We start from the raw sequence: 13,815 nt of genomic DNA, 5'->3' as shown, positions 1-13,815 counted from the left end.
ATGCGCGGACGGGTGTTCGCCGCATGCGCCGCCCTGGTGAGCCTGGTGCTCGCCGTCGGCGTGCTGCCCGGGACGGCCGCCGCCGCCACGCCGGCGTACGACGCGGGCCGTCCGGCCTTCGACACCGGGCCCGCCCACGAGGTGATCCACCGGCTGCTCGGGCCGGGCCGGGCCGCCCAGGTGTTCCTGGCGACGATACCGGCCGACGGCGGCCGGGACGCCTTCCGCGTCACCGGCGACCGGGGCCGGCTGGTGGTCGCGGGCAGCAGCACGCCCGCCCTGCTCATGGGGTTCAACTGGTACCTCAAGCACGTGGCCCGGGCCGACGTGTCGTGGAACGGCGATCAGCTCGACCTGCCCGCCCGGCTGCCCCTGCCCACCGGGCCGATCGAGCAGACGTCCGCCGTCAAGCACCGCTTCGCGGGCAACGACACCGAGGACGGCTACTCCGGCCCGTACCGGACCTTCGCCGACTGGGAGCGGCTGATCGACGTCCTGGCCCTGCACGGCGTCAACGAGATGTACATGCCCGTCGGCACCGAGGCCGTGTACTACGAGGCGCTGCAGTCCTTCGGCTACACGGCCGAGGAGCTGCGGGCGTGGATCCCCGGCCCCGGCTACCAGCCGTGGTGGCTGCTGCAGAACATCTCCAGCTTCACCGCGCCCGTCAGCGAGGACCTGATCCGCTCCCGGGCCGAGCTGGGCCGCCGGATCGCCGACCGGATGCGCGAGCTGGGCATCACCCCGGTCCTGCCGGGCTACTTCGGCACCGTGCCGACCGACTTCGAGACCCGCAACCCCACCGCGGTGACGGTGCCGCAGGGCACCTGGGTGGGCTTCACCCGGCCGGACTGGCTGGCGCCGGTGAACCCCGTGTTCGACCAGGTCGCCGCCGAGTTCTACGCCGTCCAGGAGCGGCTGCTGGGCGGGTCCACGATGTACAAGATGGACCTGCTGCACGAGGGCGGCCGGGCCGGCGACATCCCCGTCGGCGAGGCGTCGGCGGCCGTGCAGAAGGCGCTGGACCGGGCGCACCCCGGGGCGATCTGGACCATCCTCGGCTGGCAGAGCAACCCGCGGCGCGAGACGGTCCAGGCGATCGACCGCAGCCGGATGCTGGTGATCGACGGCCTCTCCGACCGTGCCATCGGCCCCGACCGCGACGCCGACTGGCTGGGCACGCCGTACGCCTTCGGTTCCATCTGGAACTTCGGCGGCAACTCCACCCTGGGCGCCTCCGTCCGGTCCTGGAACGACCGCTTCTGGGACTGGCTGGCGCGGCCCGACGGCGCCCTGGACGGTATCGCGATCCTGCCGGAGGCCAGCTACAACAACCCCGCGGCGGTCGAGTTCCTGGCCGAACTGCCCTGGCACGACGGCCCGGTCGACGTCGACCGGTGGTTCGCCGAGTACGCCGACGCGCGCTACGGCGCCGCCGACCCGCACGCCCGGGCCGCCTGGCAGGTGCTGGCCGACACCGCGTACGCGATCCCCCCGAACGGCGGCCGCTCCTCCGGACACGGCGGCCTGTTCACCGCCGTGCCGAGCCTGACGACCACGCAGCCGCACGCCTGGGCGCAGGCGGCCTTCGCCTACGACCCGGCGGCGTTCGCCAGGGCCCTGCCCGAACTGCTCGCGGTCGACGCGTCCCTGCGCGACAGCGACACCTACCGCCACGACCTGCTCGAGGTGGCCCGCCAGGCGGTCGACAACCGGTCCCGGACCCTGCTGCCGCAGATCCTGGCGGCGTACCGGGCGAAGGACACCGCCGAGTTCTCGCGGCTGGCCGCGACCTGGACCGGCTACATCGAGGCGCTCGACAAGCTGGTGGGCACGGACGGCGAGTACCTGGTGGGGCCGTGGCTCGAGCGGGCCCGCCAGGCGGCGGGCAGCGATGAGGAGGCCCGGCAGCTGGAGTACGAGGCCCGCAAGCTGATCACCTCCTGGGGTCTGCGCACCACCAATCTGCAGGACTACGCCTACCGCGAGTGGTCCGGCCTGCTGAACGACTACTACGCGCCGCGCTGGGCCCGGCTGTTCGACGGGCTGCGGACATCCCTGGAGACCGGCGGCAGCGCACCCGAGACCGACTGGTACGACGTCGCCGAGGAGTGGGCGCGCGACGACCACCGCTACCGGACCGAGCCCGAGGGCGACACCTACACCGAAGCGGCCGCGGTGCTGCGGCGGCTCAGCGACGACACCTACGACCTGCCGCTGTCCACCCGGCCGCAGGGCGTGGTCGCCGAGACCGCCGGCGGAGAGCTGGCCGCCTCCGTCACCAACACCAACTACTACGCCCCGGTGACCGGAGTGACCTTCGACGTCTCCACCCCCGAGGGCGTCGAGATCCGTCCCGCCGGCCCCGAGGACGACGACGTCGAACCGGGCGGCACGCTGGAGCGCTCCTGGACCGTGCGCCGCGGCGCCGGGCTGCCCGACGGCACCACCGAGGTCGCGATACGGGTGACGGCGGGCTTCGAGCAGTCCGGACGGCACCTCACCCGGACCTCGACCGTCGTCCTGCCCGTGGCCGCGGCCGACCGGTACCAGGTGAGCGACCTGCCGTTCGCCTCGTCGCGCAACCACGACGGCATCTACCCGGTGGCCCGCGACACCGTGACCCCCGGCACGCCCGCGGGCAACGGCCGGCCGCTGCGGCTCGACGGCACCGCCTACTCCAAGGGACTCGGCACGAACGCGGGCGCCGACATACGGCTCGAACTCGGCGGCGACTGCAGGCGGTTCACCACCGTCGTGGGGATCGACGACGCCATGAACCACACCGCCGACGGCGACGCGCTGGTCCGGGTGTACGGCGACGGGCGCCTGCTGTACGAGACGGGCGTGCTGCGCAGCGGTCTCGCGGGTGCCGGCACCGACGCCGTCCGGCTCGACGTCGACACCACCGGCGTACGGCAGTTGCGCCTCCAGGTCCACCAGCAGGACGCGAACCGCTTCTTCGACGCGGTGTCGTTCGGCATACCCACCCTCAGCTGCGCGTCGCCGCCGCCGGTGCCGCTCGGCGCGGGCAAGCCGGTGACCGCCTCCAGCGCCGAGGCGAACCGGGAGCCGGCCAAGGCGAACGACGGCGACCTGACCACCGGCTGGTTCTGCGCCCCGCAGCAGTGCGCCGGCCAGCCCGCGTGGCTGCAGGTCGACCTCGGCGCGGCCCACGAGCTGACCGCGGTACGCGTCACGCCGTACTACGCCGACGGCCGCTCGTACCTCTACCGCGTGGAGGGCAGTACGGACGGCCAGACCTGGACGCCGCTCGCCGAGAAGTCCGTCCACCAGCGCCAGACGGACGTGGGCGACCTGTACGCCGTCTCGGGCAGCCACCGCTATGTGCGGGTGACGGGCCTCGGCAACACGGTGAACGCGTACACGTTCCACGTGCAGGAGCTCGCGGTGTACGGAACGGGGTGAGCGGGGGCTGCGGCCCGGGTCGTACGCTGAGTCCCGCACGCGAGGGACAGGAGACGTGAGTGGCCGGGACGACGGTGGCCGAGGTGATGGAGGAGCTGGCCGGGCTCGAGGATCCGAAGGCCCGTGCCGTGAACGAGCGGCACGGCGACGACCACGGCGTCAACCTCGGCAGCCTGCGCGCCCTGGCGAAGAGGCTGAAGACGCAGCAGGACCTCGCGCGCGATCTGTGGGGGACCGGCGACACCGCGGCGCGGCTGCTGGCGCTGCTGATCTGCCGCCCCAAGGCGTTCGGGAGTGACGAGCTGGACGCCATGCTGCGCCAGGCGCGTACGCCCAAGGTGCACGACTGGCTCGTGAACTACGTGGTGAAGAAGAGCCCGCACGCCGAGGAGCTGCGGCCGGCCTGGCTGGCCGATCCGGATCCCGTGGTCGCGAGCGCGGGCTGGGCGCTGACCACCGACCGCGTGGCGAAGAAGCCCGAGGGCCTCGACCTCCCCGGGCTGCTCGACGTCATCGAGGCCGGGATGAAGGACGCCCCGGACCGGCTGCAGTGGGCGATGAACCACTGTCTGGCCCAGATCGGCATCGAGCACCCTGGGCAGCGGGCCCGGGCCGTCGACATCGGCGAGCGTCTGCAGGTGCTCAAGGACTACCCCACCTCGCCGGGCTGCACGTCACCGTTCGCGCCCGTCTGGATCGGCGAGATGGTGCGCCGGCAGGAGAGCAGGGCGTAAGGCTCACGCCCCTCGCGGCATCGGGGTGTAGGGCTCACGCCGTCCGGGAGTCGGCTAAGGCACCCGCGACGTACCCGGTCAGTCGGGCACGGCGCGGTGGGGGGTGCGGCGGACGGTGACGACAGCGAGGTCGTCCTGCTGGCCCGCCTTCCCGGCGAACGCCCGCACGTCGTCGCACAGCGCGCGCGGCAGCTCGGAGGGGGACAGGCGGGCGCGGGCGGCGAGGCGCTCCTCCAGGGGGTAGAACGAGCCGTCGGAGGCGCGGGTCTCGGTGAGGCCGTCGGTGCTCAGTAGCAGCGTCGCCCCGGCCGGGAAGTCGAACCAGCTGACGACCACGGGCTCCCCGGCGAGCGAGGCCAGCCCCAGCGGGACGCCGGTGTCGAGCCGCGGCCGGGTGACCGTGCCCTCGTGCAGCAGGTCCGGCGGGATGTGCCCGCAGTTGACCGCCTGCACCTCGGTGCCTGGGTCGACGCTGATCACCAGCGCGGTCACGAACCGCTCGTCCTCCCCGGTGCCCTCCGCGTAGGAGTTGTGCTGGACGACGGACTGGTCCAGGGCGTCGACCAGCGCGGTGAGCGTGGCCTCGCGGTGGGCGGCCTCGCGGAAGGCGCCGATCACGGCGAACGCGGCGCCCACCGCGGCCAGGCCCTTGCCCTGGACGTCGCCGATCAGCACCCGGGTACCCCAGGGCGAGCTGATCACGTCGTAGATGTCCCCGCCGACCAGCCGTTCCTCCTGCAGCGGTTCGTACACGCCGTCGACCAGCACGTCGTCGGTGAGGAGCGGCAGCGGACGCAGGATGTGCCGCTGCATCGCCGCGGCCGTCGAGCGCAGCCGGAGCATCTCGTTCTCGCGGTCGATCCGCCGCTGGCAGGCGTAGACGGAGCCGGTGCCCAGGATCAGGGTCAGCAGCACCATCAGGGTGTCGTCGAGCCAGTTGCGGTCCCCGTTCGGCCGGGCGATCACGCCCGCGGTGACGACCACGGCGGACCAGGCGGAGACGAACGCGGTCTGGCGCACCGTGCCCAGCGCCGACGCCGTGGCGGGCAGGAACACCAGCAGCCCGAACAGCCACACCACGGACCCGGACACGGCGCCGAGCACGGTCACCACCACGGTGGCCGCAATGACGGCGAGGAGCGTCTGGACGTTGCCCGGCGGGGCGATGGCCTCGAGCGGGGCCGCGCCACGCTTCAGGCGGGTGAAGAGCACGGGAACTCCCGGAGAGGTGTCGGCCGGCCGCGGACCGTGGGGCGGGGCCGCGACCACCGACGCATCCGGTCCGGATGCCGAGCCTGTCACCGAAAGGGGGCAACGCCACGCGTCACGGCCGCAGCCGCCTCCGATCGGCGTACTGCCCGAGCGCGACCGGCTGCCGGAGGGCTTCAGCCGCTCCCGGGTGCGCAGACGGCCCCGCCGCGCGGTCGCGTCAGACCGCGGCCCAGCCGTTGTCCACCGGGAGGAGCACGCCGTTGATGTTGCTCGCGGCATCCGAGGCGAGGAAGACGATGGCCGCCGCCTGCTCCTCGGCGGCGGAGAGGCGGCCGACGTTGTGCATGTACGCGCCGAGGACCGCGGGGCCCTGGGCGTCGGGCCGGACGTCCACCTGGATGCTGGTCGCGGTCCCGCCCGGCGCGATCGCGTTCGTACGGATGCCCTTGTCCCGGTACATCACGGCCATCGACCGGGTCAGGCCCGCGACGGCGTGCTTGGAGGCCGTGTACGCGGCGCCCGCGGCGCTGCCCCGCAGCGACGCCTCGGAGGCGGTGAAGACGACGGATCCGCGGCCCGCCGCCAGCATGTGCGGCAGTGTGGCACGGGTCAGCCGGAACGGCGCGGTGACGTTGATCCGCATCACCCGCTCCCACTCGGCGTCGTCGGTCTCGCCCAGCGCCGACATCCGGTCCATGATCCCGGCGTTGTTCACGAGCACGTCGATGCCGCCCAGGGTCCCGACGGCGGTCGCGACGACCTCGTCGACGACCTCCGGCAGGCTCAGATCGCCGACCACGGCCACGGCCGTGCCGCCCGCGCCCTCGATCTCGGCCACCACCGCCGTGGCCCCGTCCTCGTTCAGGTCGGCGACCAGGACCTTCGCCCCCTCCGCCGCGAAGCGCAGGGCGGCTGCGCGGCCGATGCCCGAACCGGCCCCGGTGACGACGACGGCGCGGCCTGCCAGACCGGTGGTGCTCATGACGTACTCCTCTGTGTCGCTGGGCCGGATCGCGTGGTCCGGCTGTCTGCAGCGTACGTCTTTCTGTCAGTGAGTGCCAAGAAGTCGGTCAGTGTCATAATTGAGCCGGCCGACCGCGCGGAGAGGAGAGGGGACCGATGAGCTCGGCGAGGACACAGGGCGACGGCCCCGCCCGGATCGGCAGGCCGCCGCTGACCGAGCGCCGCAAGGACGCCACCCGGCTGGAGATCGCCCACGAGGCGGTCCGGCTGTTCGCCGAGCGGGGCGTCCAGGCGACGTCCGGCGAGGACATCGCACGGGCGGCGGGGATCTCCACGCGGACGCTCTGGCGCTACTTTCCGGCCAAGGAGCAGTGTGTACGCCCCCTGCTGACCCAGGGGCTGGACATCCTGGCCCGGCGGCTGGTCGACCTGCCGGCGGACCGGTCGCTGGGCGAGGTGGCCGAGTCCGCGGAGCCCGCCGGGAGCGGGGTCGACGCGGGGACGCTGCGCAGCCTGATCCGGCTCACCCGGACCGAGCCCGCGATCATGGCGGTGTGGCTCCAGGTGCACTACGCCGCGGAGGACGTCTTCGGCGAGGTCATCGCCACCCGCCTCGGCCTGCCCGCGGACAGCCTGGACGTACGCGTGCGCGCGACGATGCTCAACGGGGCGCTGCGGGTGGCCTCGGAGGAGTGGGCCTTCGCGGACGACGGCGCGGCGGATCCGCAGCAGGCGCTGAGGGCCGCCCTGCGGATCGTCTCGGCCGGTCTGAACTGCTGACGGGCCGGCCCCCGGCCCCCTCGCGGGAAGGGGGTCCGGGGGCCGGCCCTCGGGATCAGGCGGTGGCGCGCCGGGGGAGCTTCCAGCCCGGTCGCGGGAAGTGGCAGGTGTAGCCGTCCGGGTAGCGCTCCAGATAGTCCTGGTGCTCCGGCTCGGCCTCCCAGAAGTCGCCCACCGGCTCGACCTCCGTCACGACCTTCCCCGGCCACAGCCCGCTGGCGTCGACGTCCGCGATGGTCTCCAGCGCCTCGCGGTGCTGCTCCTCGCCGTCGTAGTAGATGGCCGACCGGTAGCTGCGGCCGAGGTCGTTGCCCTGCCGGTCCCGGGTGCTCGGGTCGTGGATCTGGAAGAAGAACTCCAGCAGGTCGCGGTAGGTGGTGCCGGCCGGGTCGTAGAGGATCTCGATGGCCTCGGCGTGGTCCCCGTGGTTGCGGTAGGTCGCGTTCGGGGTGTCGCCGCCCGTGTAACCGACCCGGGTGGCCACGACGCCCGGCTGCCTGCGGATGAGGTCCTGCATACCCCAGAAGCAGCCGCCTGCGAGTACCGCCTTTTCCGTGCGGACAGTCATGTGTCACTTCCTGTGAGGGTGAACGCGTGTGCAGCAGTCATGCACCAGGGGGAACGCTCGAACGGCCCCAGTTACTCCTGCCCGCGCAACGGACCGCCGCACCGTCACCCGTCCGGCGTGCCACCGATGGGTGGCGAGGGCGTGCGGGCGGGAGACTGGGAACCCCCTCGCAGCCACGTGGTGGAGGTACACCGTGAGCACCGGAGACGACGACGTTTGGGCTACCGACGTGTACCAGCCCGACGGCTCGGAGGTCCACGACGACGAGGGGCTCCTCGGTACCGAGGACACCCTCGACGACGGTCCCGACCCCCTGGACCAGGGGTATTCGCCGCCCGAGCGGCCGCTGGCCGTCGAGCGCAACGGTGTCACCGGCACCGAGCAGCGCAACGGGGAGAGCCTCGACGAGCGGCTCGCCGAGGAGGTGCCCGACGTGACCGTGCCGGACGGCGACGGCGTGGGCGACACCTCGGACACCGACGGTGAGCTGATCGACGGCGAGGTCGGCGGCACCCGCTCCGGACGCCTGGTGGCACCCGACGAAGGGGCGCACGAGGACGAGGAGGCCACGCTCGTGGCGTACGACGTGGGCATCGACGGCGCGGCGGCCTCCGCCGAGGAGGCCGCGATGCACGTCGTGGACGAGAACGACCTCGAGGAGTTCTGACCGCCCGGCCGCCCCCGGCAGGCACGGCCGCCCCCAGGGCAACGGGCAGGTACAGCGGACACCGGCGCACGGGCATTCCCGCCGCCCGCCGGCGGGCCTATTCTGGTCGGCCGGTACGGCATGGCGCGCACGCCCGTGCCGTACAGCACTGCCCGACCGCCCCGCGTCACACCGCTCGACCGCACCGCCCCGAACAGCTCGACCGCACCAGCACCGCCCCGCGCCAGCCCGCCTGCCGTCCGCGCCCGGGAGCCGCCGTATGCGTCTGAGTCTCCGCCCGTTCGCCGCGTTCGCCGCCGCCGTCCTGCTGGCGGCCCTGTCGACCGGCTCCGCCCGGGCCACCGCCGCCCCGCCGGGCGACCAGCCGCTGCCCGGCTACACCATCGTCAACCCGCCGCTGACCCCGGCGTCCGTCGGCGGCAGCCCGTCGCGCGTGATCCAGGGCGTGCGCGACCACGCCGGCTTCATCATCGAGGTGCCGCCGGGGTGGAACGGCGAGCTGGTGCTGTACGCGCACGGATACGCCGGGACGGGCACCGTGCTGGCCGTCGGCCCGCCGCCGTTCGGGCTGCGCCAGCGGCTGCTGGACCAGGGCTACGCGTGGGCGGCCTCGTCGTACTACCGCAACGGGTACGACGTACGGGCCGGGGTGCTCACCACGCGCCGGCTCGCCGAGCACTTCGCGGACGTGGTGGGTGAGCCCGGGCGGCGCTATCTCGCCGGGGTGTCGATGGGCGGCCACATCATCGGCCGCTCGCTGGAGCAGTACCCGGGCTACTACGACGGCGCGCTGCCGATGTGCGGGGCCCTGGGCGACAACCGGCTCTTCGACTACTTCCTCGACTACAACCTCGTCGCCCAGGCGCTCGCGGGCGTCGACGAGTACCCGGTGGGCCCGGACTACGCCGCCGTCACCGTGCCGAAGATCCAGCAGGAGCTGGGGCTGGCGGGCCTGGTGCCCGGCGGGCCCGACACGCTGAACGCGCTCGGCCGCCAGTTCCGCGACATCGTGGTGAACCGGACCGGCGGACCACGGCCCGGCGCGGCGGCTTCCTTCGCGTTCTGGAAGGACTTCCCCTTCGGCCTGGCCGCCTCGGCCACCCCCGGCGCCCCCGACCTCGCGGACGACCCGGGCCGGGTCGCCACCAACCTGGGCACCCGCTACACCCCCGACTCCCCCTTCGACGTGAACGCCGAGGTGCGGCGCGTGCCGCCGGCGGACCTGGCCGCGCGGCTGTCGGAGCGCCTCAGCCAGGTCCCGCGCATCGACGGCCGCCCGGGCGTGCCGGTGCTGAGCGTGCACAACATCGGCGACCTCTTCGTACCGCTGTCGATGGAGCAGATCTACGCCGGTGACGTCGCCCGGCACCACCAGTCGGAGAACCTGGTCCAGCGGGCGATCCGCTCGACCGGGCACTGCGAGTTCACCCCGGCGGAGGCCGGTGCGGCCTGGGACGACCTGGTGGCGTGGGTCGAGGACGGCACGCGGCCGGCCGGCGACGCGGTGGCCGACCCGGCGGCCGTGGCGGACCCCGGCTTCGGCTGCCGCTTCAGCGACGCCGCCGCGTGGACGGCGGGGGTGGGATCGCGCCGGCTGTTCGGGGCGTGTGCGTAGGGGCTAGGACCGGGGCCGAGCGGCCATGTAGCCGTGGCGCACGATGCGGTCCGCGGACTCCTGGTACATCGCGGGGTCCGCGGGCAGCGGGGTGTCCAGTCCGTCGACGTACCGGTTGAACATGCAGAACGCCGAGGCGATGAGCACGGTGTCGTGGATCTCGGTGTCCCCGGCACCCGCCGCCCGCGCCGCGGCGATCGCGTCGTCGGAGACGGGGCGTACGGCCTCGGCGACCTCGGCCGCGATGCGCAGCAGCGCCCGCAGCTGACCGGTGATGTCCGCGCCGGCCGGGTCCGCGAGCACGGCCTTGACCAGGGCCTCGCCGCCCGCCAGCTGGGCCGCCGCGAAGGCGCCGTGCGAATCGGCGCAGTAACGGCAGCCGTTGCGCTCCGAGACGTACGCCGCGATCAGCTCACGCTCACCGCGCGGGAGCGGGGACGGTCCGCGCAGCAGGGTCTCGGCGAGCTGCATCAGCGCCCTGCCGGTGTCGGGGCGGGTGGCCAGCAGCCCCCGGATGCCCGGCAGTTCCTGCGTGAGCGCGATGTGCGCCATGGGGTCCCCTCCTCATGCCCGCGGCCCCGGGCAGGGGCGCGCCCCGCAGACCGTACGCCTGCGGGGCGCGACCGGGGTAGACCCGGATCAGGCCGCGGGGGCCGGGTACGTCGGGTACTCCACGCCGGAGACGTGCTGCACGACCCGGATGACCTGGCACGAGTAGCCGAACTCGTTGTCGTACCAGAGGTAGAGGATCGCGTTGTCGCCGTCGACCTTCGTGGCGCCCGCGTCCACGATCGACGCGTGGCGCGAGCCGATGAAGTCGCTGGAGACCGCGTCGGGGGCGGTGGTGAAGTCGATCTGCCGCTTCAGCGGCGAGGTAAGCGACACCTCGCGCAGGTACTCCAGGACCTCCTCGCGCGACGTCTCGCGGCCCAGCCGCAGGCTGAGGATGGCGATCGAGACGTCCGGCACCGGCACGCGGATCGAGGAGCCGGTGATGGGCGCCTCGAGCTCCGGGAGCGCCTTCGCCACGGCGGAGGCGGCGCCCGTCTCGGTGATGACCATATTGAGCGGCGCGGAGCGGCCGCGGCGGTCGGCCTTGTGGTAGTTGTCCAGCAGGTTCTGGTCGTTGGTGAACGAGTGGACGGTCTCCACGTGGCCGCGCAGCACGCCGTACTCGTCCGCCATCGCCTTCAGCGGCGGGACGATCGCGTTGGTGGTGCAGGACGCGCAGGACAGGATCCGCTCGTCCGGCTTGATCATGTCGTGGTTCACGCCGTGCACGATGTTCGGCACGTCGCCCTTGCCCGGGGCGGTCAGCACGACCTTGTCGATGCCGGGGCGCAGGTGCTCGGACAGGCCGGCGCGGTCGCGCCACTTGCCCGTGTTGTCGATGAGGATGGCGTCCTTGATGCCGTACTCGGTGTAGTCGATCTCGGACGGGTCGTTCGCGTAGATGACCTTGATCGTGTTGCCGTTGGCGACGATCGTGCTGTTCGCCTCGTCGACCGTGATCGTGCCCTGGAACTGGCCGTGGATCGAGTCGCGGCGCAGCAGGGAGGCGCGCTTGACCAGGTCCGACTCGCCGCCGCCGCGCACGACGATGGCGCGCAGCCGCAGGCCGTTGCCGGAGCCGGCCTTCTCGATGAGCAGCCGGGCGACGAGGCGGCCGATGCGGCCGAAGCCGTACAGGACCACGTCGCGGGGCGCGTTGCGCTCGATCTTGTTCGCGCCGGTGGCGCCGGTGACGGCCTCGGCGGTGAACTGCTCGACGGTCAGCCCCCGGGTGTCCGCCTTGTACGTGGCGGCCAGCATGCCGATGTCGATCTGCGAGGGGCCGAGGTCCAGGGCGGTCAGGGCCTGCAGGAACGGCATCGTCTCGGTGACCGACAGCTCCTCGCCCGCGATCTGCCGGGCGAACCGGTGCGTCTTCAGGATGCTGACCACCGACTTGTTCACCAAGGAGCGGCTGTGCAGCAGGACGGTCACGTCCCGCTCGCGGTGCAGCTTCCCGATGATCGGGATCATCGACTCCGCGGTCTCCTCGCGGTGCTTCCAGTTGGTGAACGAGTCGTCATTGACAGTCACAGAAGTATCTTTCGAGCTAGGCGGTGCTCAGATGATAACCCGATCACTGGTCGGAGCCTGCGGGCGGTACCCGCCGCCGGACGGGTGAGTCCGCTCACGTCGGGCGCCCGGTCAGCGCAGGACGGCCGCCAGCAGATCCGTTCCCAGCGCCGTCAGAGCGGGCAGATCGAGCGCGTAGCGGACGTAACGGCCCTCCCGGCGGGACGTGAGCAGGCCCGCGCGGCGCAGGGAGGCGAGATGGCGGGACACCTCCGGGGGCGTCAGCTCCCAGATGTGGGCCAGCTCACCGGTGGTGTGCGGACCGCGGGCCAGGCTGCGCAGCAGCCGCAGCCGCACCGGATGGGCGAGGGCCTCCAGCCGCTGGGTGACGGTCTCCAGCGGCACCGGCTCCGCCGGGACGGCCTCTTCGGCCACGGGGTACTGCACCACCGGCTGCCAGCCGGGCGCGTGCACGACGACCAGGTGCGGGCGGCCGAAGACGCTGGGGACGAAGGTGACGCCGCCGTGGGCGGAGGTCACCTTGTCCTGCAGTTTGTCGACGACGATGTGGCCGCCGCCCGGTGCCAGGGTGACCGCCCCGGACACCGCGGCGAGCGCCGCGCCGAGCCCCTGGCGCCTCAGCAGGTCGTTCTTGTGGCGCAGGTCCGTGGCCAGCTGTACGGCGACGTCCGCCCAGGCGGCGTCGAAGAAGGCCTCGGCGCACTGTTCGAGGGTGTGGCGCACCCGTGCCCGCACCGCCGCCGGGTCCGCCAGGAGACGTTCCGCGAACGCCTCCTGGCGCGGGCCGCGCGCCTGCGCCAGGTCCAGGGCCCGCTCACGCGCGGCCGGGTCGGTGAGCGGTGAGCGTGCGGGGAAGGGGACGCGGCTGCCGCCGCAGGTGGTGACGAGCGCGGCGGTCACATACGCCTCGTCGTCGATCCGGTCCACGTCGTCCAGCTCCTCGGCGAGGGTCGGCCGGGGGCGGGCGGGGATCAGGAAGTCGGCCTGCGAGGAACGCCAGAGGCACTCCGCCTCCCGCAGTCGCTCCGCGAGCTCCGGCCGCAGCCGCGCGAGGACGTCCCCGGCCCACCCGGCGTGCCGCGGATGGTGCCCGGGCTCGGACAGCGCGTGCAGCATCGCGGTCAGCTCGGCCAGCGGGGACGCGGCGAACCGCACCCGCTCGGACGGCAGGCCGCCGATGTCGATCCTCAAGGTCATCCCCGCATCATCACCGATGCCACGGCGGACGCCGCCGTCGGTTGACGGTGTCCGTCAATCGACGTGGCCGCGGCGGCGCCCGCCCGCACCGTGGACGCCATGTCAACCACCACCCGCATCCGGCCCCGCGCCCTCGTCCGGGCCTCCGGAGGCCCCCGGTACGCCGTCGCCCTGGCCGTGGACGCGCTCGGCACCGGTCTGCTGCGTCCCTTCCTGCTCCTCTACGGGGTGACCGTGCTGCGGCTGTCGGCGCCGGCCACCGGCCTGGCCATGACGGCCGGCGTCGTCGCCGGGCTGGTGTGCATGCCGGCGGTGGGCCGTTGGCTGGACCGGGGGGCGCGCAGCACGGTCGTGGTCGCGTCGATGCTCGTGCGGGTGCTGGGCGTGGCGCTGCTGCTGGGCACGCCGGCGGGGCAGGTGTGGCTGTTCGGGGCGGCGGCGCTGTTCCTCGGCGTCGGCAACCAGGCGTGGCCGGCCGCCCACGCGGCGCCTCCGACAGCCCGCGGGCAAGCGTGAGGCAGTCGTCGAAGTTGCCCTGGACCTCGAGGATCTTCGCGCCGTGCAC

The 13,815-nt window shown here is 73.3% G+C and carries 11 protein-coding genes and 1 pseudogene; 6 read left to right on the top strand and 6 right to left on the bottom strand.

Annotation, left to right across the window (positions count from 1 at the left end; translation table 11 throughout):
- Together AB0M28_RS16570 and AB0M28_RS16565 are read left to right on the top strand one after the other, a co-directional pair.
- Positions 1 to 3,429, top strand: a complete 3,429-nt coding sequence (locus AB0M28_RS16570; protein ID WP_365404391.1) for an alpha-N-acetylglucosaminidase TIM-barrel domain-containing protein — start codon at positions 1 to 3, stop codon at positions 3,427 to 3,429.
- A 59-nt stretch (positions 3,430 to 3,488) separates the two neighbouring features.
- A complete protein-coding gene (locus AB0M28_RS16565) occupies positions 3,489 to 4,163 on the top strand; it encodes a DNA alkylation repair protein (protein ID WP_365404388.1) in 675 nt (224 codons plus the stop codon).
- A gap of 78 nt (positions 4,164 to 4,241) precedes the next feature.
- Here the strand turns inward: AB0M28_RS16565 and AB0M28_RS16560 are convergent, their stop codons facing one another.
- Both AB0M28_RS16560 and AB0M28_RS16555 read right to left on the bottom strand, forming a co-directional pair.
- Positions 4,242 to 5,375, bottom strand: a complete 1,134-nt coding sequence (locus AB0M28_RS16560; RefSeq protein ID WP_365404385.1) for a PP2C family protein-serine/threonine phosphatase — start codon at positions 5,373 to 5,375, stop codon at positions 4,242 to 4,244.
- Between the two features lie 217 nt (positions 5,376 to 5,592).
- Positions 5,593 to 6,357, bottom strand: coding sequence for an SDR family NAD(P)-dependent oxidoreductase (locus tag AB0M28_RS16555; RefSeq protein WP_365404383.1), 765 nt, complete (start codon positions 6,355 to 6,357; stop codon positions 5,593 to 5,595).
- Between the two features lie 137 nt (positions 6,358 to 6,494).
- On the opposite strand from AB0M28_RS16555, the gene AB0M28_RS16550 reads away from it, so the two are divergent.
- Positions 6,495 to 7,118 (top strand): TetR family transcriptional regulator, encoded by a 624-nt coding sequence (locus AB0M28_RS16550; protein WP_365404380.1) that lies wholly within the window; start codon positions 6,495 to 6,497, stop codon positions 7,116 to 7,118.
- 55 nt (positions 7,119 to 7,173) lie between these two features.
- On the opposite strand, the gene msrA is transcribed toward AB0M28_RS16550, so the two are convergent.
- A complete protein-coding gene (gene msrA, locus AB0M28_RS16545; protein WP_365404377.1) occupies positions 7,174 to 7,686 on the bottom strand; it encodes a peptide-methionine (S)-S-oxide reductase MsrA in 513 nt (170 codons plus the stop codon).
- Between the two features lie 193 nt (positions 7,687 to 7,879).
- Between msrA and AB0M28_RS16540 the strand changes: the two genes are divergently transcribed.
- Positions 7,880 to 8,353 (top strand): DUF5709 domain-containing protein, encoded by a 474-nt coding sequence (locus tag AB0M28_RS16540; RefSeq protein ID WP_365404374.1) that lies wholly within the window; start codon positions 7,880 to 7,882, stop codon positions 8,351 to 8,353.
- Between the two features lie 259 nt (positions 8,354 to 8,612).
- Positions 8,613 to 9,968 carry a hypothetical protein gene (locus AB0M28_RS16535; protein WP_365404371.1) on the top strand — a complete coding sequence of 452 codons (1,356 nt, stop codon included), beginning with the start codon at positions 8,613 to 8,615 and terminating at the stop codon, positions 9,966 to 9,968.
- A 3-nt stretch (positions 9,969 to 9,971) separates the two neighbouring features.
- Here AB0M28_RS16535 and AB0M28_RS16530 read toward each other — a convergent pair whose 3' ends face one another.
- The 3 genes from AB0M28_RS16530 to AB0M28_RS16520 form a co-directional block, all read right to left on the bottom strand.
- Positions 9,972 to 10,520 (bottom strand): peroxidase-related enzyme, encoded by a 549-nt coding sequence (locus tag AB0M28_RS16530; protein ID WP_365404368.1) that lies wholly within the window; start codon positions 10,518 to 10,520, stop codon positions 9,972 to 9,974.
- Positions 10,521 to 10,607: 87 nt separating this feature from the next.
- Positions 10,608 to 12,053, bottom strand: a complete 1,446-nt coding sequence (locus tag AB0M28_RS16525; RefSeq protein WP_365404366.1) for a glyceraldehyde-3-phosphate dehydrogenase — start codon at positions 12,051 to 12,053, stop codon at positions 10,608 to 10,610.
- 111 nt (positions 12,054 to 12,164) lie between these two features.
- Positions 12,165 to 13,250, bottom strand: coding sequence for a DUF5937 family protein (locus AB0M28_RS16520; RefSeq protein WP_365404364.1), 1,086 nt, complete (start codon positions 13,248 to 13,250; stop codon positions 12,165 to 12,167).
- Positions 13,251 to 13,349: 99 nt separating this feature from the next.
- Here AB0M28_RS16520 and AB0M28_RS16515 point away from each other — a divergent pair.
- Positions 13,350 to 13,739 (top strand): annotated as a pseudogene (locus AB0M28_RS16515) (MFS transporter); the annotation flags it as partial.
- Positions 13,740 to 13,815: the final 76 nt, after the last annotated feature.

Source organism: Streptomyces sp. NPDC051940 (genome assembly GCF_040680895.1).
Taxonomy (GTDB): Bacteria; Actinomycetota; Actinomycetes; order Streptomycetales; family Streptomycetaceae; genus Streptomyces.
This window is presented reverse-complemented; position numbering and strand designations above follow the sequence as displayed.

Bases quoted from the DNA above. Each gene is read 5' to 3' on its own strand.
- AB0M28_RS16555 (WP_365404383.1), bottom strand. From the start codon at position 6,357: ATGAGCACCACCGGTCTGGCAGGCCGCGCCGTCGTCGTCACCGGGGCC.
- AB0M28_RS16520 (WP_365404364.1), bottom strand. From the start codon at position 13,250: ATGACCTTGAGGATCGACATCGGCGGCCTGCCGTCCGAGCGGGTGCGG.
- msrA (WP_365404377.1), bottom strand. From the start codon at position 7,686: ATGACTGTCCGCACGGAAAAGGCGGTACTCGCAGGCGGCTGCTTCTGG.
- AB0M28_RS16535 (WP_365404371.1), top strand. From the start codon at position 8,613: ATGCGTCTGAGTCTCCGCCCGTTCGCCGCGTTCGCCGCCGCCGTCCTG.
- AB0M28_RS16570 (WP_365404391.1), top strand. From the start codon at position 1: ATGCGCGGACGGGTGTTCGCCGCATGCGCCGCCCTGGTGAGCCTGGTG.
- AB0M28_RS16550 (WP_365404380.1), top strand. From the start codon at position 6,495: ATGAGCTCGGCGAGGACACAGGGCGACGGCCCCGCCCGGATCGGCAGG.
- AB0M28_RS16530 (WP_365404368.1), bottom strand. From the start codon at position 10,520: ATGGCGCACATCGCGCTCACGCAGGAACTGCCGGGCATCCGGGGGCTG.